This window comes from Streptomonospora salina, from assembly GCF_014204715.1.
Classification (GTDB): Bacteria; Actinomycetota; Actinomycetes; order Streptosporangiales; family Streptosporangiaceae; genus Streptomonospora; species Streptomonospora salina.
This window is the reverse complement of the sequence record NZ_JACHLY010000001.1, coordinates 1,447,225-1,470,619: the sequence shown is the minus strand read 5'-3', so window position 1 is coordinate 1,470,619 and position 23,395 is coordinate 1,447,225. Positions and strand designations below refer to the sequence as shown.

Sequence of the window (23,395 nt, the reverse complement as noted above, 5' to 3'; positions counted from 1 at the left end):
CCGGGCCCGGCGCACTACTGGCGGGAGACCGCAGATGCGCCCTCACGCAGCACGTACTTCTGGATCTTGCCGGTGGCGGTCTTGGGCAGCTGGTCCACGAACTCCACCCGCGTGGGCGCCTTGAAGTGCGCGAGACGGTCGCGGGCGAAGCCGATCAGCTCCTCCTCGGTGGCCGCGGCCCCGTCGTGCAGGACGACCGAGGCCTTGGGCGTCTCGCCCCACCGTTCGTGCGGCACGCCCACGATCGCGGCCTCCTGAACGGCCGGGTGGCGCAGCAGGACGCCTTCGACCTCGACCGAGGAGATGTTCTCGCCTCCGGAGATGATGACGTCCTTGATGCGGTCCTGGATCTCGACGAACCCGTCGGGGTGGGTAACCGCGGCGTCGCCGGTGCGGAACCAGCCGTCGCCCATGACCTTCTCGGTGGATTCGGGGTCTTTGTAGTAGCCGGCCATTACGACGTTGCCGCGCACGGCGATCTCGCCGACCGCGGCGCCGTCCCAAGGGACCTCGCCGCCGTCGGAGGAGAGGACCTTGAGCTCACCGGAGGTGATCAGCTCGACGCCCTGGCGGGCCTTGACGGCGGCGCGCTCGTCGACGTCCAGCCCGGTGTGCTCGGGCCGGGGTTCGCACACGGTGATGAACGGCGTGGTCTCGGTGAGCCCGTAGACGTGGGTGACCGACCAGCCGAAGGTGCCCTCCAGCCGCTCGATGGTGTCGGCGGCGGGGGAGGCGCCGGCGGTGACGACGTGCACGCCGGGCGGGACCGCGCCGCGCTCCTCCTCGGGGGTGTTGGCCAGGAAGATCAGCACCGTGGGAGCGGCGCACATCCAGGTGACCCCCTCCTCGCGGACCAGTTCGAACACGCGGGAGCGGTCGATGGCGCGCAGGCACACGTGCGCGGCGGCCGCGGCGGTGACCGTCCAGGTGTAGGTCCACCCGTTGGCGTGGAACATCGGCAGCGTCCACAGGTAGCGTTCGCCGAGCCCGATGCGCAGGTGCAGCAGGGTGCCGACGACGTTCATGTAGGCGTTGCGGTGGGTGATCATCACGCCCTTGGGGCGCGCGGTGGTGCCGCTGGTGTAGTTGATCGTCAGCAGGTCGGTCTCGGCGATCTCGGGCCGGGTGAACTCCGGCCGCGTGGCGGCGACGAGCGATTCGTAGTCCTGCCAGCCCTCGCCGGAACCCTCCAGCGCGACGAAGTGCTCGACGCCGGGCATCCGGTCGCGTACGCCGTCGACCACGGCGAGTTGGTCGGAGTGGGCGCACAGCACCGTGGCGCCGGAGTGGTTGACGATGTAGACGAAGTCCTCGGCGGAGAGCCGGTAGTTGATCGGCACCAGCACCGCGCCCAGCTGCGGGACTGCGTAGAAGGACTCCAGCTGGGCGTGGGTGTTGGGGGCGATGTAGGCGACGCGGTCGCCCTTGCCCACGCCCATCCGCTCCAGGGCCGCCGACCACCGGTCGCACCGGTCGAAGAACTGCTCGTAGGTCAGCCGCACGCTCTGGTCGACGACCGCTTCGCGCCGCGGATGCAGCCGGCGCGTGCGGCGGGCGAACTCCAGCGGGGTGAGGGCGGTTTCCATGTCGTCTTCTCTCGTGACAGCGGCTGAACTCCCCGGGACCGCGGGTGCCACGAAAATACGGCGCGCCCGGCACTCGGGACAAGACCGGCGCACGTCCGCGCCCGGCCGGATCCCAGCGGGGTCGGCCGGCCGGGCGGGCGGGGCCGCGGGCCGGGAGCGGCCCGGCGTCAGGTGGGCGCGGCCGGGGCCCCGGCGAACGTGTCGAGCTCCGCGGCGCAGGCGGCGAGGGTCCGGCGCAGGGCGGCCCGCTCCTGTGCGGAAACGCCGCCCAGCATGTGCTCCTCCAGGAGGTCGGCGCCGCGGTCGCAGGCGTGCAGGGCGGTGCGGCTCGTGTCGGTCAGGTAGGCGCGGAGTACGCGCCGGTTTCCGGGGTCGGGCTCGCGGCGGATCATGCCTTTGGCCTCCAGTGCGCCGACCATCTCGGTCATGGCCTGAGGGCTGACGAAGGAGCGCCGGGCCAGCTGCGCGGCCGAGAGCCCGGGTTGGGCACGCAGCACGCTCAGGGCCGTGTACTGCAGGGTGGTGAGCCCTTGCTCGCGGGTGACGCCGTCCAGGTGCGCCCGGGCGATCATCTCGATCCTTTTCACCAGGTAGATGATGCGCGGCTCGGATTCCTCGGCTGTGACCTGAGCAGGAGCGGAATCGATCATGATTGACACGGTATCAAGGTTCTTGTTACATAGATCTCAAGGTCCCTTATATCAAGGAGTTTGCCATGGAGTCTGCGGACCGGGCCGCCCACAACGGCGACGCGTCCCCGCCCTGGGGCGAGGCGGTCCTCGTCGAGTTCGACGCGGGCATCGCCTGGGTGACGCTCAATCGGCCCGACAAGCGCAACGCGATGAACCCGCGCCTCAACGAGGAGATGGTCGCCACCCTCGACGCGCTGGAGGGCGACGAGCGCTGCCGCGTGCTGGTCCTCACCGGAGCGGGCGACTCCTGGAGCGCCGGCATGGACCTCAAGGAGTACTTCCGCGACGTCGACGCCACCGGCGACCCCGCGCTGCAGAAGCGCGTGCGGCGCACCGCAGCGGAGTGGCAGTGGCGCCGGCTGTCCACGTACTCCAAGCCCACCGTGGCCATGGTCAACGGCTGGTGCTTCGGCGGCGCGTTCACCCCGCTGGTGGCCTGCGACCTGGCCGTGGCCGCCGAGGACGCCGGCTTCGGCCTGTCCGAGATCAACTGGGGCATTCCGCCCGGCAGCGTGGTCAGCCGGGCGCTCGCGGCGGTCGTCCCCCAGCGCGACGCGCTGTACCACATCATGACCGGCGAGACCTTCGACGGCCGGGCGGCCGAGCGGATGCGCCTGGTCAACGAGGCCGTGCCGGGGGAGCGCCTGCGCGAGCGGACCCGCGAGCTCGCGGCGCACCTGGCCGGAATGAACCCCGTCGTCCTCCAGGCCGCCAAAACCGGCTACAGGCTCGCCGCCGGAATGGACTGGGACCAGGCCGAGGACTACCTCTACGCCAAGCTGGAGCAGTCGCAGTTCCGCGACCCCGAACAGGGGCGCAGCCACGGCATGGAGCAGTTCCTCGACGACAAGACCTTCCGTCCGGGCCTGGGCCGCTACGCACGCGGCTGACCCCGGCGGATCCGGCCGCCGGGACGAAAGGGCACGCCCCGCCCTCCGTCCCGGCATCGGCCCGCGCACAGGGGCACATCCCCCCGTCTGGAACGGAGACGCCGTGACCAGCACACCTCCCGAAAACAGCCCAACTCGGCACCGCGAGGCCCGCAAGATCGCGCTCGCCAGCTTCATCGGAACCAGCATCGAGTGGTACGACTTCTTCCTCTACGGCGCCGCGGCCGCCCTCGTCTTCGGCCCCCAGTTCTTCCCGTCCGACAACGAACTCGCCAGCCAACTGGCCGCGCTCTCCTCCTTCGCCGTCGGGTTCGCCGCCCGGCCCATCGGCGGGATCGTCGCCGGCCACCTGGGCGACCGGGTCCTCGGACGCAAGCGGATGCTCGTGGTGTCGCTACTGGTCATGGGTGTGGCCACGGTCCTGATCGGGCTGCTTCCCACCTACGCCCAGATCGGCGCCGCCGCGCCGATCCTGCTCGTCGTGCTGCGGCTTGCCCAAGGGCTGGGTGTGGGCGCCGAATGGGGCGGCGCCGCGCTCATGGCCGTCGAACACGCGCCGCCCGGACGGCGCGGACTCTTCGGTGCCGCACCCCAGCTCGGCGTGCCCGCCGGGGCGATCGCCGCCAACCTCGTCATGCTGGTCGCTTCGACCACGGCCGCCGACGCGTTCGCCCAATGGGGGTGGCGGCTCGGTTTCCTCGCCAGCGTCGTGCTCCTCGCCGTCGGCTACGTCATCCGCCGGAGCGTCAACGAGAGCCCGCTGTTCGAGGAGGACCGGCACCAGCGCCGGCAGGACGAGGACGCTCCGCGGTCCGCGCCGCTGTCGGAGCTCCTGCTGCGCCACCCGCTGGGCATCGTACGCGCCGCGTTCGCGACCGCCGCGTCCACGGGCCTGGGCTACATCGTCCTCGTGTACACGCTGTCCTACGGCACCACCGAGTTGAGCTACTCCCGCAACGCGCTGCTGGTCGTGGTGATCCTCGCCAGCGCCGTCCAACTGGCCGCCGTCCTGGGGTGGTCGGCGCTCAGCGACAAGCTCGGCAGGCGGCGCGTGTTCATCGGCGGGGGATTCGCCCAGATCGTGCTCGTGCTGCTGTTCTTCCCGATGTTCGAGCGCGAGACGTTCCTCTGGGCGCTGTTGGCCTGCAGCCTCGCCGTCATCGTCGTCTCCGCCCAATACGGCCCGCTGTCCGCGCTGCTGTCGGAGCTGTTCCCCACGCACGTCCGCTACAGCGGCGTCTCCACCGGCTACCAGGTGGGCAACGCGCTCGGCGGGGGACTGGCGCCCATCGTCGCCACCGCCCTGTTCGCGACCCAGGGCGGTTCGGCGGCCGTGGGCCTCTACCTCGCGGCGATGGCGCTGCTGGCGACGCTGGCGGTGCTGCTGACCCCCGAGACCTCCGAACGCGACCTCCGGCGGGTGTGATCCGCCGGTAGCCGTCCGACGCCCGCCCGCCTCTGGCGACACCCGCCACCCACGTTCCGGGGAGACCGCAATGCGCAACCACGGCATCGGATCCTGGCCCGCTCGGCGCGCCCGTGCGGCCGGCGCGCGCACCGCGGTCGTGCACGACGGCCGCACGACCGCCTACAGGGAACTCGCCGAACGCTCCCGGCGCACGGCCCGCGCGCTGGAGCGGCGCGGGGTGGCCCGAGGCGACCGCGTCGCCTACCTCGGCGCCAACCGGCCGGAGTTTCTGGAGACGATGTTCGGCGCCGCACTGCTGGGAGCCGTGTTCACCCCCTTCAACACCCGCCTGGCCTACACCGAGCTGGAGGCGCTGGCCGCCGACAGCGCCCCCGCCCTGCTCGTCGCCGACGCCGATCGCAGGGGCGACGCCGCGGCGCTCGCCGACGCCGGGCCGGTGGGCGACGTCCTCCTCGCCGGCGGCGGAGAGGAAGCAGGAGGCGACGCGGACCTGGAGCGGGAGCTGGCCGCGGCGCCGGACGGGGAGATCGACCGGCCCGTGGGAGCCGACGATCCGTTCCTGCTGCTCTACACCTCCGGATCCACCGGCCGGCCCAAAGGAGTGGTGCTCACCCACGGCAACGTCACCTGGAACTGCGTCAACTCGGTCGTCGACACCGACCTCGCCAGTACCGATACCGCCCTGGTCAGTGCGCCGATGTTCCACACGGCGGCGCTGAACATGCTGTGCCTGCCCGTGCTGCTCAAAGGCGGGCGCCTGCTGCTGGAGGAGCGGTTCGACGCCGAACGCAGCCTCGACCTCATCGAGCACGCGGGCGTGACGGTGATGTTCGGGGTTCCCACCATGTACGAGAGCATCGCGCGCTCGGACCACTGGAGCGGCGCGGACCTGTCCGGCCTGCGCCTGCTGATGTGCGGCGGGGCGCCGGTGCCGCCGCCGCTCATCGAGCGCTACCGGGCCCGCGGCCTCGCGTTCGTGCAGGGCTACGGGCTGACCGAGGCGGCCCCGGGTGCGCTGATGCTGCCTGTGGCCGACTGCGGGAGCAAGGCCGGAAGCGCCGGTGTGGCGGCGTTCTTCACCGACGTGCGCACCGCCGGAACCGGACCGGGCCCCGCCGAGGTGCTGGTGGAGGGCCCCAATGTCACCCCGGGCTATCGCGGCCGCCCCGCCGAGACCGCCGCGGCGCTGCGCGGAGGGTGGCTGCACACCGGCGACGCCGCCGAGGTCGACGGCGACGGCTATTTCCGCATCGTCGACCGGGTCAAGGACATGTACATCACCGGTGGGGAGAACGTGTACCCGGCGGAGGTCGAGGCCGTCCTCGCCGCCCATCCCGCCGTGCGCGAGTGCGCCGTGGTCGGTATCGCCGACGACGTGTGGGGCGAGGCCGGGGCGGCGGTGGCGGTGCCCGTTCCCGGGGCCGCGCCCGGCGCCGACGAGCTGCGCAGCTTCCTCGAAGAGCGGATCGCCCGCTACAAGGTCCCGGCGCGGATCGACGTCGTCGGCGAGCTGCCGCGCAGCGGAGTCGGCAAGATCGACAAGCAGGCCCTGCGCTCCCGCATGGGCGATGCGCGTGCGGGCGGCGGAGGGCCCGCCGCCGGCTGATGCCGGGGGCCGGTCCCGTCTCCGCACGCGGTCGCGGGACCGGCCGACGGCGAACGGCCGGGCTCCCCGCGGGGAGCCCGGCCGTGGACGCGTGCCGTGGTCGGCGCCGCGGTCGGCGCCGACCACGCGCCTCAGTGCGCGGAGTTGAGCGTGCCCGACAGGTCCTTGTGCAGTTCCTCGCTGGGGATGTTCAGTCCGGCGATCTCGGCGTCGATGCCGTGCTTGGCGAACTTGTCCACCGCGTGGTCCAGCGCCGCCACCGCCGAGGAGTCCCACATGTGCGCGCGGGAGAGGTCGATGACCACCCGGTTCACATTCTGCTCGGTGTAGTTGAACTCCGCGGTCAGATCGTTGCTGGAGGCGAAGAAGAGGTCGCCGCGCACCGAGTAGACCCGCACGCCGCCGTCGGGGTCGAGCACGCTGGTGACGCCGGACAGGTCTGCCACCCCCCGGGCGAACAGCGCCGTCGAGGTCAGCACGCCCACGACCACGCCGATCGCGAGGTTGTGCGTGGCCACCACGACCGCCACCGTGACCACCATGACCGCCGTCTCGGTCCAGGGCATGCGCCGCAGGGTGGCGGGGGCGATGCTGTGCCAGTCCATGGTGGCGATGGACACGAACACCATGACCGCGACCAGGGCGGCCATGGGGATGACGGCGACGACGTCGCCCAGCACCACCACCAGGATCAGCAGGAACACGCCGGCCATGAGCGTGGACAGGCGGGTGCGGGCGCCGGAGCGCACGTTGATCATGGTCTGGCCGATCATCGCGCAGGAGGCCATGCCGCCGAAGAAGCCGGTGATGATGTTGGCCAGGCCCTGGCCGCGGGCCTCGCGGCCCTTGGGTGAGCGGGTCTCGGTGATGTCGTCGACCAGCTTGGCGGTCATCAGGGACTCCATCAGCCCCACCAGCGCCAGGGTCAGGGAGTACGGGGCGACGATGCGCAGCGTGTCCATGCTCAGCGGCACGTCGGGCAGGAACGGGACCGGGAAGCTGGAGGGCAGTTCGCCCATGTCGCCGACGGTGGGCACCTTCACCCCGGAGGCGACGGCGATGCCGGTCAGTACGACGATGGCGACCAGCGGCGCCGGAATCGCCGTGGTCAGGCGCGGCAGCAGGAAGATGATCGCCAGCCCGCCCGCGATGAGGGCGTAGACCGGCCAGCCCTCCCCGGCGAAGTGCGGCACTTGGGCCATGAAGATGAGGATGGCCAGGGCGTTGACGAACCCGGTCATCACGCTGGGCGGGACGAACCGCATCAGCTTGGCCACCCCGAGGAGCCCCAGGACCACCTGGAAGACGCCGGCCAGGACGGTGGCGGCGAGCAGGTAGTCGACGCCGTGCTCCTGCGCCAGCGGCGCGACGACCAGCGCCATGGCCCCGGTCGCCGCCGAGATCATGGCCGGGCGCCCGCCGAGGAAGGCGATGGAGACCGCCATGGTGAAGGAGGCGAAGAGTCCGACGCGGGGGTCGACGCCGGCGATGATCGAGAACGAGATGGCCTCGGGGATCAGGGCGAGGGCGACGACGAGGCCCGCGAGTACCTCGGTGCGCAGTCGCGACACGGACAGGGACCGGGCCGCGCCGCGAATGCGGGCGGTCCGCTGGGTCTGCTGGGCAGGCATGGAACCAATCTCTGCTGGGCGCACACAACGTGTCCGGCGCAGGGCGGCATGCGCCCCTGTGCCGTGCACACAGCGGGGTGCGGTGGTCGGATGCGATAGCGGGTCGGGACGTGACTCCCGCCGGGGCTCCGCACCGGGTGCGGGCCCGTGAGCGGCACCGTTGCCGTATACGAGCGGGATCGAGCACGGCCGGACCGCGAGTCGGGGGCGGCGGCGTACGACAGGCCGCGGCGGATCCGGCGCGACCGCAAGCCTACTTTCACGTGAGGTGTAGAGTCACGCTGCGCGTACGAGAGCCTGGCCACACCGCCGGGAGGAGTGGCCCACACCGGAGAGCTGGGGTGCGCGGCACCGGTCCGGTACCGCCGGCACCGGCCGGGGAGTTCGCAGCGGCGGCCGGTCGTCCCCGGCGCGAGCGTCGGGTCGGCTGCTGCGATCCGGGAGCGCGCGGACGTCACGGGTGCCGCGGTCCGCCCCGCCGGCCGGCGCCGGGCGCGGAAGCGGGACGTCCGAACCGGGCGTCTCGGGTTCTATCTGCCCGAATCGCCACAGGTCGCTGACCTAAAAGCGGTGCGGAACGTGTCGAATTTCCGCCCGATTCGCGGTTATTTTCGTCGAATGTCCTGTCCACTGCGGGGTCATACAGATCCGCGAAAGCCGGTCTCAGGTGACACGGGACGGCATGAAAAGACCAGCGGCCGCATAAGCGAATCCGCTGGTCGAAAGATGCAAGCGCCGGTGCCCCCTGGAGGATTCGAACCTCCGCACACGGCTCCGGAGGCCGTTGCTCTATCCCCTGAGCTAAGGGGGCGCTGTGCGGAATCCAGACTAGCAGGCGCGGCAGGGTGGATCGTGCAACAGCCGCGGGCTTGGCCGATCGCCAGCGGAGGCGGGCGCGGGGGCGCTAGTCTCGCGCACGTGGGTGATGGTGTGGCACGGGTACTGGTGGTCGACGACAACGAGGTGATCAGGCAGCTGATCTCCGTCAACCTGCAGCTCGAAGGCTTCGAGGTGCACACCGCTGTTGACGGCGAGGACTGCCTCGCCCGCGTGGGCGAGATCCGGCCGGATGTGATCACCCTGGACATCATGATGCCCCGGCTCGACGGCTGGGTGGCGGCCTCGCGGCTGCGCGAAGACCCCGCGACCCGCGGGATGCGGGTGCTGCTGATCACCGCCCGCGCCCAGGAGGACGACATCCGGCGCGGACGCGAACTCGGCGTCGACGCCTACCTGACCAAGCCGTTCGACCCCACCGAGCTCATCCGGCTGGTCCGCGAGCTCGCGGAGAACAGCCGGGCCGAACAGGCCGGCTGACCCGTGGCCGACGACGGTTTCGACCCCTCCGACCGCTGGTGGCGCGCCGAAGGCGCGACTCCCCGGCGCGTGGACGCGCTGCTGCGCCGCGCCGTGGCCGCGGCCGCCGAGTGCCCGCTGGAAACCGTCCCCCCGGCCGAGCCCCGGCGCGCCTCCGCGCCCGCCGGCGCCGCCCGCTACGCGACGGCGCTGCCGCTGCGCCTGGCCGGGCGCCTCGGTACCGGCGCGCCCCAGGTGGCCGAGGCCGCCGCCGCACTCCTGCGCGGCGCCTCCCGCATCGACGGCGCCCGGGTCGAACGCGGCGGGTTCGTCGCGATCGACGTCGCCGCGGACGCCCGGGCGGCGATGACGGGCACGGCCGCCGCCGACGGCTCCGCGTACCTGGGCGGCTATCTGGACTACCTGCGCAGCCTGGGCCGCCTGGACGGGGCCGGTTCCGTCCCCGAACCCGGCCGCGCGCCGGACGGTGCGGGCACCGCGCCCGTGCCGGCCCCCGCCCTGTCCCCGTTGGACGGCGCCGCCACCGCCGACGAGGTCCGGCAGCTGGCGCGCGCGGACGCGCGCCGCCGGATACAGGCCGTCCCCGACGCGCCCGCCGCAGCCGCGGGCGCCGACGCCTCCGGTGCGGCTCCCGGCGACGTCTCCTGGCGCGATCCCCGCATCGACGGCGCCGGGAGCGGCACCCCCGCCGCGCGGCTGCTCGCGGTCGTCGGCGAGGCCGACGCGCGCGTGGCCTCCTGCCGTGCGGCCGCCGACCGCCCGCGCCCCGGAGAGGACACCGGCCCCGGACTGCCCGCCGTGCCCACCGCCGAGCACCCCGGCGCCTGGGCCCTGGGAACCCGCGCCAACCCCGCATTCGCGCTGCGCTACGCCCATGCCCACGCCGTCTCCTCACTGCGCTGGGCGCGCGAGGCGCAGGCGGCGGCCCCCGGAGCGGCGGCCGCCGCACCCGGTCCCGCGGTGGAGCCGGACGGGACGGGCGCCGACCTGGCGGGTGCGCTCTACGACGGTCCGCTGGTCCTCGCCGCCGCCCGGCGGCGCGGCGAACCCCATATGCTGGTCAGATACCTCGAAGGTGTGGCGGCTGCCTACCATGAATGGCGGGGTTCCAGCGGACTCGCCGTCGAGGCCGCCGGCGAACCCGCGGGCGGGGGATCGGCGTCGGAGCTCGGTCGGCTGCGGCTGTGCGCCGCCGCGGCCGGTGTCCTGCGCGCGGGACTCCGCCTGCTCGGCGTGCCCGCGCCCACAAGGCTGTGAGCACTCCGGCGAGCGCGCCGCGGCGCGTCCCGGAAACCCCGGGAACCCGGTCGACGCGGAGATCCCCCCGAACGAACGCCGCCACAACGCCGACACGTCGAGAGCGCTGACACCATGAGCCGTTACGCCCACCCCGCCGGACCGCGCCACGCGGAGGTGCTGCCCGAGGAGAACCCTCCCACCCCGCCGCGCGACCTGATGGGGCTGGACCCGCGCGTCTGGCCCGCCACCGCCCGGCGCGACGACACCGACGGCGAACTGACCGTCGGCGGCGCGGGGGTGCGCCGCCTCGCCGCCGAATACGGCACACCGCTGTTCGTGCTCGACGAAGACGACTTCCGCCGGCGCGCCCGCAGCTACCGCGAGGCCTTCAGCGACGCCGAAGCCGACGTCTACTACGCCGGTAAGGCCCTGCTCACCAAGGCCGTCGTCCGGTGGGTGCACGAAGAGGGCCTCAAGCTCGACGTGAGCAGCGGCGGCGAGCTGAACGTGGCGCTGGCCGGGGGGATGCCGCCCGAGCGCATCTGCATGCACGGCAACAACAAGTCCGAGGCCGAGCTCGCCCGCGCCGTCGAGGCCGGAGTCGGCCGCATCATCGTCGACTCCTTCGACGAGATCGAGCGCTTGGAGCGCATCGCCGCCGAGCGCGGCAGCACCCCCTCGGCGCTGGTGCGCGTGACCACGGGTGTGGAGGCCCACACCCACGAGTTCGTCGCCACCGCCCACGACGACCAGAAGTTCGGTCTGGCGCTGAGCACCGGCGCCGCCGCCGAGGCGGTCCGGCGCGTCCTGGCCTGCGAGCACATCGAACTCGTCGGTCTGCACTCCCACATCGGTTCGCAGATCTTCGACACCGCCGGGTTCGAGGTGGCCGCGCGCCGCGTCACCGAGTTCCTCACCCGCGTGCACCGCGATACCGGAGTCGAGCTGTCCGAGCTGGACCTGGGCGGGGGACTGGGTATCGCCTACGTCTCCGACGACACGCCGCTGGATCCCGGGACCATCGCCAAAAGCCTGCTGTCCATCGTGCAGCGCGAGTGCGACGCCCACGGGCTGGCCGTGCCGCGCATCGCGGTCGAGCCCGGCCGCGCCCTGTCCGGGCCGGCCGGCATCACCGTCTACGAGGTCGGCACCGTCAAGGACGTCGAGGGCATCCGCACCTATGTCAGCGTCGACGGCGGCATGAGCGACAACATCCGCACCGCCCTGTACGGCGCGGAGTACACCTGCACGATGGCCTCGCGCACCAGCGGCGCCGAGCCGGTGCTGTCCCGCCTGGTCGGCAAGCACTGCGAAAGCGGCGACATCATCGTCCACGACCTGCACCTGCCCGCCGACGTGCGCCCCGGCGACCTGGTCGCCGTCGCCGCCACCGGTGCCTACTGCTTCTCCATGGCCAGCAACTACAACCATCTTCCGCGCCCGGCCCTGGTCGCGGTGCGCGACGGCGTCCCGCGGACGCTCGTGCGCCGGGAGACCGAAGAGGACCTCCTCCGCTTGGACGTAGGCTGACGGGGCCGGGTACCTGCGCCGGGCCGGCGGCGGACGAATCGGACGGACACGACGTGACAGAAGTGGGAGTCACCCCTCTATGGCGATGAAGGTGGCGCTGCTGGGATGCGGCGTTGTGGGTGCGGAAGTGGTGCAGCTGGTCGACCAGCAGGCGTCCGAACTCGCCGCACGGGTGGGAACACCCTTGGAGGTCGGCGGCATCGCCGTCCGGCGCCTCGGGCGCGAGCGCGGCACCGGCGTCGACCCCGGGCTGTTCACCACCGACGCCACGGAGCTGGTGACACGGCCCGACATCGACCTCGTCGTCGAGGTCATCGGCGGCATCGAGCCCGCCCGGTCGCTGATCCTGGAGGCGGTCAAGGCGGGCAAGTCCGTCGTCACCGCCAACAAGGCGCTGTTGGCCGAGGACGGCGCGACGATGCTGGCCGCGGCGCGTGAGAACAACGTCGACATCTACTACGAAGCCGCGGTGGCCGGCGCGATCCCGCTGCTGCGCCCGCTGCGCGAGTCGCTGGCCGGCGACCGGGTCCAGCGGGTGCTGGGTATCGTCAACGGCACCACGAACTTCATCCTCGACCGGATGGACTCCCAGGGCGCCGGCTTCGCCGAGTCGCTGGAGGAGGCCCAGACCCTGGGCTACGCCGAGGCCGACCCCACCGCCGACGTCGAGGGCTTCGACGCCGCGGCCAAGGCCGCGATCCTGGCCAGGCTCGCGTTCCACACCCAGAACGTCACGGCGGCCGACGTGCACCGCGAAGGCATCACCGAGGTCTCCGCCGGCGACATCGCCAGCGCGAAGGCCATGGACTGCGTGGTCAAGCTGCTGGCGATCTGCCAGCGCGCCGAGGACGGCGCGTCGGTGGGCGTGCGCGTCCACCCGGTGATGCTGCCGCGCCGGCACCCGCTGGCCGCGGTCACCGAGGCTTACAACGCGGTGTTCGTCGAGGCCGAGTCCGCAGGGCGGCTGATGTTCTACGGCCCCGGCGCCGGGGGTGGGCCCACGGCCAGCGCGGTGCTGGGCGACCTGGTCGCCGTGGCCCGCAACCGGTTGGCGGGCACGTCGGCGGGCGAGGGCGCCCACGACACCGGGCTGCCTGTGCATTCCATGGGCCACACGGTCACCCGGTACCACATCTCCTTGGACGTGGCCGACCGTCCCGGTGTGCTGGCCCGCTGCGCTGAGGTCTTCGCGGAGATGGGGGTCTCCATCAAGAACGTCCGCCAGGAGGGTTCGGGCGAGGACGCCCAGCTGGTGCTGGTCAGCCACCCCGCACCCGACTCCGCGCTGGCCGAGACCGTCGAGCGGCTGCGGGAGCTGGACATGGTGCGTTCGGTGGCCAGTCTCATGCGTGTGGAGGCGTTCTCCGAGGACGTCTGATCCCGCCTCCGCGCGCCGGTCCGGCACGTGCGGGGCCGTCCTGCGGCGGGCCCGGTGCGCCCGGTGCGCGGGGGCGGGGCGGCGCCCCGAAAACGCCGTCCCAACAGCTGAGACGAGTGGGCGTCGGATGCACGCGCGGTCCCCGCCGGGATCTAGACTCGGTGGCGGTGCCGCGGCCGCGCGTCCGGTTCCGACCGGCGTCGGCCGCGGCCGACGCGCACACCCGCAGGGGAACCGCGCGCCGCGGCGCGCTCCCGCCCGCGGCATCGGCTGATGCATCCACCCGTTTCTCTCGAAAGGGCCCTGTCGTGAGCATGGCACGGGCGTGGCGGGGAGTCGTCGAGGAGTACCGCGACCGTCTCCCCGTTACAGCGAACACCTCGGTCGTCACCCTGAACGAGGGCGGAACCCCGCTCGTTCCGGCCAAGCGCGTTTCCGAGCTGACCGGGTGCGAGGTGTTCCTCAAAGTCGAGGGCCTCAACCCCACCGGTTCCTTCAAGGACCGCGGCATGACCATGGCCATCACCAAGGCGGCCGAGGACGGCGCCAAGGTCGTCATCTGCGCCTCCACCGGCAACACCAGCGCCAGCGCGGCCGCCTACGCGGTGCGTGCGGGCATGACCTGCGCGGTACTGGTGCCCCAGGGCAAGATCGCCATGGGCAAACTCGCCCAGGCGCTGGTGCACGGCGCGAAGCTGCTGCAGGTCGACGGCAACTTCGACGACTGCCTCGAACTCGCCCGCAAGCTCTCGGTGGACTACCCGGTCGCGCTGGTGAACTCGGTCAACCCCTACCGGCTGCAGGGGCAGAAGACCGCGGCGTTCGAGGTCGTCGACGCGCTCGGCGACGCCCCCGACGTGCACTGCCTGCCGGTGGGCAACGCCGGCAACATCAGCGCCTACTGGATGGGCTACCGCGAGTACGCCGACGGCGGCGTCTCCACCGCCGCCCCGCGCATGTTCGGCTTCCAGTCCAGCGGGGCGGCGCCGATCGTCAACGGCGCGCCCGTCGAGAAGCCGCGCACCATCGCCACCGCGATCCGCATCGGCAACCCCGCTTCGTGGGTCTACGCCGAGCAGGCGCGCGACGAGTCCGGCGGCCGCATCGCCTCGGTCACCGACCGCAAGATCCTGTCCGCCTACCGCATGCTCGCGGCCGAGGAAGGCGTCTTCGTCGAGCTCGCCTCCGCCGCGAGCGTCGCCGGACTGCTCCAGTCGGTCGAATCCGGCCACATCGAGCGTGGCACGCGCGTGGTGTGCACGGTGACCGGAAACGGCCTCAAGGACCCCGACTGGGCGATCGCCGGGGCCTCGACCGCCACGACCGTGCCCGTCGACGCCCCCACGGCGGCTTCGGCACTCGGGCTGGCCTGACCCGCCGGTCCGCTGCGCCGCGACACCCGCGCGGCGGCCGTGCGCCGCCGTCGGCGGGTCCGCGTCCCCCGACGCCCCGAGCCACGGAAAGAGTTTCCGCATGCCCCAGACGCGCCCCGCCGGGGTGCATGTGCGCACCCCCGCCACCAGTGCCAACCTCGGCCCCGGATTCGACTCGCTCGGATTGGCGCTGGGCCTCTACGACGAGGCCGACGTCCGGATCACGGGTGACGGCAGGCTGGTCGTCGACGTGGAGGGCGAGGGCGCCGGCGAGGTACCGCTGGACTCCTCGCACCTGATCGTGCGCGCGATGCGGGCGGTGTTCGAACAGGCGGGGGAGCCGATGCCGGGCCTGCGGCTGCACTGCAGGAACCGCATCCCGCACGGGCGCGGACTGGGCTCCTCGGCCTCGGCCATCGTCACCGGCGTGATCGCCGCGACCGCCCTGCTGAGCGGCAGGGACCCGCAGGACCTGCGCTTGGACCGCGACCGCGTATTCCGGCTCGCCGCCGACATCGAGGGCCACCCCGACAACGTGGCGCCGTGCGTCTACGGCGGGTTCACCGTCGCCTGGCGCGGCGGCGAGGACTGGTGCGCGGCCGGTGTGGCGGCTTCGGCGCGGCTGCGCCCGATCGTGTGCGTCCCCGACGAACGGGTGTCGACCGAGCAGGCGCGGGGCCTGCTGCCGGAGACGGTGCCCCACGCCGACGCGGCGTTCACGGCCGGGCGTGCGGCGCTGCTGGTCGCGGCCGTTTCCGGCCATCCGGAGCTGCTCTTGGAGGCCACCGAGGACCGGCTGCACGAGCGGTACCGTCGGCCGGCGATGCCGGAGAGCCTGCGTATCGCCCGTGAACTGCGCGAACGCGACGGCTTGGCGGCCGTGGTCTCCGGGGCAGGCCCCACCGTGCTCGTGCTGGCCGACGCCGGTCCCGCGGACGGCGCCGCTACGTCCGCGGAATCGCCGGGTGTGCCGGAAATCAGTGACGACCTGGTTGATTCAGTCCGACGGCGGGCGGGTAAGCATTGGCACATACGCCCCTTAGCCATCGATCCGGCAGGAGCGTGGATCGAAACTCCCCGTTCATGGACCTGTGTCAAGGAATAGCTGTGGGCTCCGGTGATGTTAGGCTGGGTGAAGCACCAGATGCCCCGATCCGGGGCGTGTGCTCATCCGCCACAGTGTTTCCCGCGTCCAAGGTGTACGTGGTCTTGGCCATGCGATCACTGCACGCGGTTCACACTGTGTTGAGTTCGCGGCGCTCCCGTGAATCCGTCCACCCTGAGTGTGCCGCCGACTCGCCCGACGAGGGCGGCAGAATGGTTCACGGGCGGCACTACCGGACTCATCGCCCTCACGTCTGGCTGTACCCAGAGCCCGCCGCGATCGGGTAGGGATCCACGGTTCCCGACACATCCGCGTGGGGCATGCCCGACCCGGCCCCCGCCGGTTCGCACCACCGGGCCGGCCGTCAGCGACACGATGACGGCCAGAGCCCGCTCCTTGGGAAGGACCCTTAGTGAGCGACACCACCGAATTCCACACGGACGCGGCGGTCAGCAAGCAGCAGCAGGAGACGGCCGCGTCCGCTGCGGATGCCGGCGACGCCGCGACATCGTCCAGAAAGAGCACGCAGTCCCGGTCGCCCAGCCGTTCCGGCGGTACCGGCCTGTCGGCGCTGAAGCTGACCGAACTGCAGCGGCTGGCGTCGAGTCTCGGTATTACGGGTACGGGGCGGATGCGCAAGAACGACATCATCAGCGCCATCGAGGCGAAGCAGGGCGGTCCCGTGTCCGCGCAACCGTCCGAAGGCGCTGCCAAACAGTCCGGAGACCGCACCGACAAGGGCGCCGGGCAGCAGGACGACGCCGGACAGAGCGCACCCGCGGCGAAGCCGGCCAAGAGCGAGCCGGCCAAGAACGATCCGGCCAAGAGCGAGTCGGCTAAGAGCGAGCCGGCCAAGAACGAGTCGGCCAAGAGCGAGCCGGGCGGGCGCGGACCCGAGTCCGCGCAGGCCGACGGCTCCGAGAAGCCGGCTCGCAGCCGCAGGTCCCCGCGCAAGCGCGGTGAGGACTCCGCAGACCAGAACCGGCCCTCGGACGGTACCGACCCCTCGACCCCCGCGAGTAGCGTGACGAAGACATCCAACTCCCAGAAGTCCGACTCCCAGGGCGGCCAAGGCGGCCAGTCCGGCCAAGGCGGCCAGGGCGGCGGCCGTGAGCGCCAGCGCAACCGGCGCAACCGCGGCGGAAACCGCGACGACTCCGGCGGCGGCGACAACCAGCAGCAGAGCCAGGACAGCGGTCAGCAGCAGGGCGGCGGCAACCGCGGCCAGGGCGGCCAGTCCGGTCAGGGCGGTCAGCAGTCCGGCCAGGGCGGCCAGTCCGGTCAGGGCGGCGACGACGACTTCGGCGGCGGGCGCCGCCGCGGGCGCCGGCGGGACCGCCGCGACCGGCGCCGCGACCGCCCGGACTCCGAGCCCGTCGTCAGCGACGACGATGTGCTGCTGCCGGTCGCGGGGATACTCGACATCCTCGACAACTACGCGTTCGTCCGCACCACCGGCTACCTGCCCGGCGCCAACGACGTCTACGTCTCCCTGGCCCAGGTGCGCAAGAACGGCCTGCGCAAGGGCGACGCGATCACCGGCGCGGTGCGCCAGCCGCGCGAGGGCGAGCGGCGCGAGAAGTTCAACGCGCTGGTGCGCCTGGACACCATCAACGGGATGACTCCCGAGCAGGCGCGCAACCGCCAGGAGTTCTCCAAGCTGGTTCCGCTGTACCCGCAGGACCGGCTGCGCCTGGAGACCGAGCCCAACATCCAGACCACGCGGATCATCGACCTCGTGGCGCCCATCGGCAAGGGCCAGCGCGGCCTCATCGTCTCGCCGCCCAAGGCCGGTAAGACCATGGTGCTGCAGTCGGTCGCCAACGCGATCACCGAGAACAACCCGGAGACCCACCTGATGGTCGTGCTCGTCGACGAGCGGCCGGAAGAGGTCACCGACATGCAGCGCACGGTCAAGGGCGAGGTCATCCATTCGACCTTCGACCGTCCGGCCGAGGACCACACCACGGTGGCCGAGCTCGCCATCGACCGCGCCAAGCGGCTGGTCGAGATGGGCCTGGACGTGGTCGTCCTGCTCGACTCCATCACGCGGCTGGGACGCGCCTACAACCTGGCCGCACCGGCGAGCGGGCGCATCCTCTCCGGCGGTGTCGACTCCACGGCGCTGTACCCGCCCAAGCGGTTCTTCGGCGCGGCCCGCAACATCGAGAACGGCGGCTCCCTGACCATCCTGGCGACCGCGCTGGTCGAGACCGGCTCGCGGATGGACGAGGTCATCTTCGAGGAGTTCAAGGGCACCGGCAACATGGAGCTGAAGCTCAGCCGCGGCCTGGCCGACAAGCGGGTCTTCCCGGCCGTCGACGTCATCTCCTCCAGTACCCGCAAGGAGGAGATCCTGATGTCGGGCGAGGAGCTCAACATCGTCTGGAAGCTCCGCCGCGTGCTGCAGGCCCTCGACACCCAGCAGGCGCTGGAACTGCTCTTGGAGCGGATGAAGGACACGCAGAGCAACACCGAGTTCCTGCTGCAGGTGCAGAAGACCACGGTGGGCGGCTCCAACGAGACCGAAGGCAAGGGGCGGTCCTAGCCGCCTTCCCCGGTACCGGCGCCCCGCGCCGGCGGTCGCCGCACCGCCGAACGCGCCCGGACGTGAACACGGCGCCGCCTCCCGGTCCGCCCGGGAGGCGGCGCCGTGTCGTGTTCCGGGTTTCGGCCGGTTTCTGCGCCGCCACCACAGAGGTTGCGCCCCATTGCCGCAACCTCTGTGGTGGCGGCGATGCTTGTGGTTCCCGGGGATGCCTCCCCAGCCGCAGGTCCCTCGACAAACCCCCATCACCGATGGAGGCGGCCGGGGGCGGATGGCCGGTGCCCGCACCCGTCAGCGAGGCGGCCGCCCGGCGGTACTGCGGGAATCCCCCCCCGGGGCGCCCCGCCGGACCGCTGCGGCCGCGGGATCCGGCTGCCGCACGACGGGATCGGAATAGCCGCTGGTCGGTTCTTGTTCGAAGGTCTGGCAAACTGGTATATCGACCGCCGCGGTACCGGTTCACGCCGTCAGAACGGCAGCCCAGCGCCCTGCCGAGTGCGCCCGGCGACCGCCAATAGCGAGGAGATCCAAGTGAAAGCCGACATCCATCCCGACTACGTCGTGACCCAGGTCACCTGCACCTGCGGCAACACCTTCACCACCCGCAGCACCGCCGCATCGGGTGAGATCCGGGCCGACATCTGCTCCGCCTGCCACCCGTTCTACACGGGCAAGCAGAAGATCATGGACACCGGCGGCCGGGTCGCCCGCTTCGAGAAGCGCTTCGGCAAGCGCAGCGCCAAGTAGCTTCCGCACGCGGCGTCGGAACGCGCAGCCGGGGGCGAACCTCGGCCGCGCGACCGGCGCCGCTGTTCGTAGTGGGCCCTGTCCGACCCGGTGGGGCCGCTCCCGGGCCGCCGGGCAGCGGACGCGCACCCCGCCACGACGCCACCGACGGCCATCGACGGAAGCTGGATATTCGAACGTGAAGCTGGACGACCTCCTAGGCGAGTACTACGAACTGGAACAGCAGCTCGCCGACCCTGCCGTGCACGCGGACCAAGCGAGGGCGCGCGCCCTGAGTAAGCGCTACTCCCAGCTCACACCCGTCATCGCCGCCTACCGCGAACTCATGCAGGTCGAGTCCGACCTCGGCACGGCACGCGAGCTTTCGGGCGAGGACTCCGCCTTCGCCGACGAGGCCCGGCAGCTGGAACAGACGCGCGAGGAGCTGATCGAGCGCCTGCACCACCTGCTCATCCCGCGCGACCCCGCCGACGAGAAGAACATCATCGTGGAGGTCAAGGCCGGCGAGGGCGGCGAAGAGTCCGCGCTGTTCGCCGGCGACCTCGTGCGCATGTACCTGCGCTACGCCGAGCGCCAGGGGTGGAAGACCGAGATCATCGACTCCACGCTCTCCGACCTCGGCGGGTACAAGGACGTCACCATCGCCTTCAAGAACAAGGGCACCCCCGATCCCGGCACGGGCGTGTGGCCCCAGCTCAAGTTCGAGGGCGGGGTGCACCGCGTGCAGCGCGTGCCGGTCACCGAGTCGCAGGGCCGCATCCACACCTCGGCCGCCGGCGTCCTCGTCGTGCCCGAAGTCGAGGACGTCGAGATCGAGATCCACGACAACGACCTGCGCATCGACGTCTTCCGCTCCTCGGGCCCCGGTGGCCAGAGCGTCAACACCACCGACTCCGCGGTGCGCATCACCCACCTTCCCAGCGGCCTCGTGGTCTCGTGCCAGAACGGCAAGAGCCAGCTGCAGAACAAGGACCAGGCGATGCGCGTCCTGCGCTCCCGCCTCTACGCCGAGGCCCAGGCCAGCGCCGACGCCGAGGCCGAGGCCGAGCGCAAGAGCCAGGTGCGCACCGTCGACCGCTCCGAGCGCGTCCGCACCTACAATTTCCCGGAGAACCGGATCTCCGATCACCGTGTCGGCTACAAGGCCTACAACCTCGACCAGGTCCTCGACGGGAACCTGGACGGCGTCCTCCGGGCGCTCATCGACGCCGACACCAAGGAAAGGCTGGAGCAGGCCGAGTCGTAAAGGGATCCCGGGCTGAAGCCCCGGGCTTTCGGCCCCTGTGGTTGAGGGCCGCCTTTACCAGCACCAGCCAACATCAAGGGAGGTGACCCCGTTGGCTACGTTCCGCACAGGACCGCAGACCCGCCGGGCCGTGCCTCCTCAGCGGCCTGCTCTGGCACCCGACGCAGCAGACACGCCCCGGAGCGGGCACGAAACGGGCGTCGAGCGCCGCAGCGCACCGGGTGCGGGACATGTGCGAGAGGAGCCCCCCGGCGCTTCACCTGGCGCCGGGGGCGCCACCCCCGGCCCCCCCGGGGCCGGGGAGAGGCACCGTGAGGTGCACCCGCACGTATTCGTACTCGACAAGCACCACCGCCCGTTGCAGCCGTGCCCGCCCGCCCGGGCCCGCAAGCTCCTGGCCAAAGGCGCCGCACGCATCCTCGCCCGGGCCGAGGCACCACTGCGCGATACCGCCGCGGCCCAATCCGTGCGGTGGGCGCTGTGGCGCGCGCTGGAGTCCCGCCTGCCCACCCGGATCGCCTCGGGTGGACGCACCAAGTACAACCGCGCCCGCAACCACCTGCCCAAGACCCACACCCTCGACGCGCTCGCCGTGGGCACGGTCGATACCGTCACCGATACCGTTACCCGGGTGCTGGCGGCCGCCTGCACCGGCCGCGGCACCCACGCCCGCACCCGCCCCGACCGTCACGGGTTCCCCCGGCCGGCCGTGCCTCGGAAGAAGGCGTTCTTCGGGTACCAGACCGGCGACCTCGTCCGCGCGGTCGCGCCCGCGGGCGAGAACGAGGGCACCTGCACCGGCCGGGTGGCCGTACGCGCTCGGGGATACTTCAACGTCACCACCGCCCGCGGAACCGCCCAAGGAGTCCACCATCGCCGCGTCCGCCCGCTCCAGCGAGCGGACGGCTACGGCTATACCACCCGAAAGGAGGGAGCGGCTTCCTCCCCGGCCTGAAGGGCCGGGGGTTCCGCCGCAGAACCTCGATGAACTTCCTGCTCGACGAGGTCGCCCGGGCCACGCTGCGGCTGGCCGAGTCGGGCGTCCCCTCGCCACGCACCGACGCCGAGGAGCTCGCGGCGTTCGTGCACGGCGTCCGTCGAGGAGGGCTGCACGAGGTCGCCGACGCCGATTTCGACGCCCGCTACTGGGAGTGCGTCGCCCGCCGCGCCGCGCGCGAACCGCTGCAGCACATCACCGGCCTGGCCTACTTCCGGTACCTGGAGCTCCAGGTGGGGCCCGGTGTCTTCGTCCCCCGCCCCGAGACCGAGATCATGGTCGGCTGGGCGATCGACACGCTGCGTGCCATGGACGTCGCCGACCCCGTGGTGGCCGACTTGGGGACCGGGTCGGGCGCCATCGCCATCTCTCTCGCCCAGGAGGTCCCGCGTTCGCGGGTCCACGCGGTCGAGGTCGACGCCGACGCGCTGGGCTGGGCGCGGCGCAACATCGACGCCGGCGGCCGTTCCGACCGGGTCACCGCCCACCGTGCCGACATGCGTTCGGCGCTGGCCGAGTTCGACGGCCGGATGGACCTGGTGATCTCCAACCCGCCGTACGTGCCCACGGCCGAGGCCGCGGGGATCCCGCCCGAGGTCTCCAACCACGACCCGGACCGCGCGCTGTGGGCCGGCGACGACGGCCTGGACGCGATCCGCGAGCTGGAGGCGGTGGGACGCAGGCTGCTGCGCCCGGGCGGCGCCATGGCGATCGAGCACGGCGACGGGCAAGGCATCGACATCCCGCGGCTGTTCCCCGAGGGGAGCGGCTGGCGCGACGTCCGCAACCGCAAGGACCTCGCGCACCGCGACCGGTTCGTGGTCATGCGCAGAGCCGAGGAATGAGGGCGGTGGCGGGCGGCCGACCGCCCGATCACCGTACAGGCAGGCCGACGCGCCCGGCCGGGCGCCGACGAGAGATGGGGTGACCTGGGTGAGTCGCAGTTACGACTGCGCTGACGGGCAAGGGCGTGCGGACGGCATCGCCGACGCGGCGTCCAGCGTCCGCCGGGGCGAACTGGTGGTACTGCCCACCGACACCGTCTACGGCATCGGGGCCGACGCCTTCAGCCCGGCGGCCGTGTCGGCGCTGCTCGGCGCCAAGGGTCGGGGCCGCGACATGCCGCCGCCCGTCCTCGTCGGCTCGGTGCGGGCCGCGCAGGCCTTGATCGAGGACATGGGCAACTACGGCCAGGACCTCATCGAGGAGTTCTGGCCGGGCCCGCTGACCGTCGTCTGCTCCGCGGCGCCGAGCCTGTCGTGGGACCTGGGCGACACCAAGGGCACTGTGGCGGTGCGCATGCCGATGCATCCGGTGGCCCTGGAGCTGCTGAAAGAGGTCGGCCCCATGGCGGTCAGCAGTGCCAACGTCTCGGGCCGCGCCGCCGCCACGACGGTCGAGGAGGCCCGCAAGCAGTTGGCGGACGACGTCGCCGTCTACCTGGACGGCGGGGCGTGCGACGACGATACGCCGTCGACCATCGTCGACCTGACCTACGCCGTCCCGCGCGTCCTGCGCGAGGGTGCCGTTTCGATCCAGCGCCTGCGTGCCGTCTGCGGAACGGTGATCGGCGTTCCGCAGCGGGACGCGCACGAGGGCGCCGAGCCTTCCGGCGGCGCAGAGCCCTCCGGTGGCGCGGAGGCGGCCCCGGCTCCGGATGAATTCGCGGAAAAGGACACAGAAGGCACTGAGGAGGCTCCAGCGACCGGTTCGGCGTCGGGTGCCCCCGTATCCGGGGAAGCGGTCCCGGCCGCCGATTCCGAGCGCGACGACCGGTCCTGACCGGTTCCGGACGGCGCGGACCGGCATCCGCCGCGTGCCGCCGGGACCGCGTCGCCGCGGGCGCTAAGAAAGCGCAAAGACTGGCCGGGCACCGACAGCGGGGCGCGTTACGCAACGCGTCCACCGGACGGGTCCGCGCGCCCGCGTCCGGCCCGGTGCCCGCGCGCCGCCGGATCAGCTGTGCGGACCCCGGCGCGACGCGGCGCGCCGCCGCGCGCGGCAGATCGCCCCGGTCGCCCGGTCGCCACGCGGGATCGGCCCTGCCGCCCCCGCACCCCTGCGGACGCCCTGCTGTACAG

The 23,395-nt window shown here is 72.3% G+C and carries 18 protein-coding genes and 1 tRNA gene; 15 read left to right on the top strand and 4 right to left on the bottom strand.

Annotated elements, in window-relative coordinates:
• Positions 1 to 14: 14 nt before the first annotated feature.
• A complete protein-coding gene (locus HNR25_RS06560) occupies positions 15 to 1,586 on the bottom strand; it encodes a long-chain-fatty-acid--CoA ligase (protein WP_184633818.1) in 1,572 nt (523 codons plus the stop codon).
• A gap of 167 nt (positions 1,587 to 1,753) precedes the next feature.
• A complete protein-coding gene (locus tag HNR25_RS06555; RefSeq protein ID WP_184633817.1) occupies positions 1,754 to 2,236 on the bottom strand; it encodes a MarR family winged helix-turn-helix transcriptional regulator in 483 nt (160 codons plus the stop codon).
• 65 nt (positions 2,237 to 2,301) lie between these two features.
• Here HNR25_RS06555 and HNR25_RS06550 point away from each other — a divergent pair, with 65 nt between their 5' ends.
• The 3 genes from HNR25_RS06550 to HNR25_RS06540 all read left to right on the top strand — a co-directional run bounded on the left by HNR25_RS06550 (position 2,302) and on the right by HNR25_RS06540 (position 6,203).
• Positions 2,302 to 3,168: a p-hydroxycinnamoyl CoA hydratase/lyase gene (locus HNR25_RS06550; RefSeq protein WP_184633816.1), complete on the top strand. Its 867-nt coding sequence runs from the start codon at positions 2,302 to 2,304 to the stop codon at positions 3,166 to 3,168.
• Positions 3,169 to 3,271: 103 nt separating this feature from the next.
• Entirely contained in the window at positions 3,272 to 4,594 is a 1,323-nt protein-coding gene (locus HNR25_RS06545; RefSeq protein WP_184633815.1) for an MFS transporter, read from the top strand.
• 70 nt (positions 4,595 to 4,664) lie between these two features.
• Entirely contained in the window at positions 4,665 to 6,203 is a 1,539-nt protein-coding gene (locus HNR25_RS06540) for an acyl-CoA synthetase (RefSeq protein ID WP_184633814.1), read from the top strand.
• Positions 6,204 to 6,334: 131 nt separating this feature from the next.
• On the opposite strand, the gene HNR25_RS06535 is transcribed toward HNR25_RS06540, so the two are convergent.
• Both HNR25_RS06535 and HNR25_RS06530 read right to left on the bottom strand, forming a co-directional pair.
• Positions 6,335 to 7,834 carry a SulP family inorganic anion transporter gene (locus tag HNR25_RS06535; RefSeq protein ID WP_184633813.1) on the bottom strand — a complete coding sequence of 500 codons (1,500 nt, stop codon included), beginning with the start codon at positions 7,832 to 7,834 and terminating at the stop codon, positions 6,335 to 6,337.
• A gap of 739 nt (positions 7,835 to 8,573) precedes the next feature.
• A tRNA-Arg gene (locus HNR25_RS06530) sits at positions 8,574 to 8,645 on the bottom strand.
• A 107-nt stretch (positions 8,646 to 8,752) separates the two neighbouring features.
• Between HNR25_RS06530 and HNR25_RS06525 the strand changes: the two genes are divergently transcribed.
• From HNR25_RS06525 to HNR25_RS06470, 12 genes are all read left to right on the top strand, one after another.
• Positions 8,753 to 9,151, top strand: coding sequence for a response regulator transcription factor (locus tag HNR25_RS06525; RefSeq protein ID WP_312862389.1), 399 nt, complete (start codon positions 8,753 to 8,755; stop codon positions 9,149 to 9,151).
• 3 nt (positions 9,152 to 9,154) lie between these two features.
• The gene (locus HNR25_RS06520) at positions 9,155 to 10,408 is read left to right on the top strand and encodes a DALR anticodon-binding domain-containing protein (RefSeq protein WP_184633812.1); all 1,254 of its coding nucleotides are present in this window, start codon (positions 9,155 to 9,157) and stop codon (positions 10,406 to 10,408) included.
• Positions 10,409 to 10,522: 114 nt separating this feature from the next.
• Positions 10,523 to 11,920 (top strand): diaminopimelate decarboxylase, encoded by a 1,398-nt coding sequence (gene lysA, locus HNR25_RS06515; protein ID WP_184633811.1) that lies wholly within the window; start codon positions 10,523 to 10,525, stop codon positions 11,918 to 11,920.
• 79 nt (positions 11,921 to 11,999) lie between these two features.
• The gene (locus HNR25_RS06510) at positions 12,000 to 13,298 is read left to right on the top strand and encodes a homoserine dehydrogenase (protein WP_184633810.1); all 1,299 of its coding nucleotides are present in this window, start codon (positions 12,000 to 12,002) and stop codon (positions 13,296 to 13,298) included.
• A 314-nt stretch (positions 13,299 to 13,612) separates the two neighbouring features.
• On the top strand, positions 13,613 to 14,671 hold the full coding sequence (gene thrC, locus HNR25_RS06505) for a threonine synthase (protein ID WP_184638910.1): 1,059 nt from the start codon (positions 13,613 to 13,615) through the stop codon (positions 14,669 to 14,671).
• A 100-nt stretch (positions 14,672 to 14,771) separates the two neighbouring features.
• Positions 14,772 to 15,776, top strand: a complete 1,005-nt coding sequence (thrB, locus tag HNR25_RS06500; RefSeq protein WP_184633809.1) for a homoserine kinase — start codon at positions 14,772 to 14,774, stop codon at positions 15,774 to 15,776.
• Positions 15,777 to 16,188: 412 nt separating this feature from the next.
• Positions 16,189 to 18,324, top strand: coding sequence for a transcription termination factor Rho (gene rho / locus HNR25_RS06495; RefSeq protein WP_184633808.1), 2,136 nt, complete (start codon positions 16,189 to 16,191; stop codon positions 18,322 to 18,324).
• A gap of 531 nt (positions 18,325 to 18,855) precedes the next feature.
• Entirely contained in the window at positions 18,856 to 19,071 is a 216-nt protein-coding gene (gene rpmE / locus HNR25_RS06490) for a 50S ribosomal protein L31 (RefSeq protein ID WP_184633807.1), read from the top strand.
• A gap of 178 nt (positions 19,072 to 19,249) precedes the next feature.
• Positions 19,250 to 20,317 carry a peptide chain release factor 1 gene (prfA, locus tag HNR25_RS06485; protein ID WP_184633806.1) on the top strand — a complete coding sequence of 356 codons (1,068 nt, stop codon included), beginning with the start codon at positions 19,250 to 19,252 and terminating at the stop codon, positions 20,315 to 20,317.
• A 316-nt stretch (positions 20,318 to 20,633) separates the two neighbouring features.
• Positions 20,634 to 21,272, top strand: coding sequence for an RRXRR domain-containing protein (locus tag HNR25_RS06480; protein ID WP_246463531.1), 639 nt, complete (start codon positions 20,634 to 20,636; stop codon positions 21,270 to 21,272).
• A 29-nt stretch (positions 21,273 to 21,301) separates the two neighbouring features.
• A complete protein-coding gene (gene prmC, locus HNR25_RS06475; protein ID WP_184633804.1) occupies positions 21,302 to 22,159 on the top strand; it encodes a peptide chain release factor N(5)-glutamine methyltransferase in 858 nt (285 codons plus the stop codon).
• A gap of 88 nt (positions 22,160 to 22,247) precedes the next feature.
• Positions 22,248 to 23,096 carry an L-threonylcarbamoyladenylate synthase gene (locus HNR25_RS06470; RefSeq protein WP_184633803.1) on the top strand — a complete coding sequence of 283 codons (849 nt, stop codon included), beginning with the start codon at positions 22,248 to 22,250 and terminating at the stop codon, positions 23,094 to 23,096.
• The last annotated feature ends 299 nt before the right edge of the window (positions 23,097 to 23,395 follow it).

Bases quoted from the DNA above. Each gene is read 5' to 3' on its own strand.
- lysA (WP_184633811.1), top strand. From the start codon at position 10,523: ATGAGCCGTTACGCCCACCCCGCCGGACCGCGCCACGCGGAGGTGCTG.
- thrC (WP_184638910.1), top strand. From the start codon at position 13,613: ATGGCACGGGCGTGGCGGGGAGTCGTCGAGGAGTACCGCGACCGTCTC.
- HNR25_RS06560 (WP_184633818.1), bottom strand. From the start codon at position 1,586: ATGGAAACCGCCCTCACCCCGCTGGAGTTCGCCCGCCGCACGCGCCGG.
- HNR25_RS06540 (WP_184633814.1), top strand. From the start codon at position 4,665: ATGCGCAACCACGGCATCGGATCCTGGCCCGCTCGGCGCGCCCGTGCG.
- thrB (WP_184633809.1), top strand. From the start codon at position 14,772: ATGCCCCAGACGCGCCCCGCCGGGGTGCATGTGCGCACCCCCGCCACC.
- HNR25_RS06555 (WP_184633817.1), bottom strand. From the start codon at position 2,236: ATGATCGATTCCGCTCCTGCTCAGGTCACAGCCGAGGAATCCGAGCCG.
- HNR25_RS06510 (WP_184633810.1), top strand. From the start codon at position 12,000: ATGGCGATGAAGGTGGCGCTGCTGGGATGCGGCGTTGTGGGTGCGGAA.
- HNR25_RS06550 (WP_184633816.1), top strand. From the start codon at position 2,302: ATGGAGTCTGCGGACCGGGCCGCCCACAACGGCGACGCGTCCCCGCCC.
- prmC (WP_184633804.1), top strand. From the start codon at position 21,302: ATGAACTTCCTGCTCGACGAGGTCGCCCGGGCCACGCTGCGGCTGGCC.
- HNR25_RS06535 (WP_184633813.1), bottom strand. From the start codon at position 7,834: ATGCCTGCCCAGCAGACCCAGCGGACCGCCCGCATTCGCGGCGCGGCC.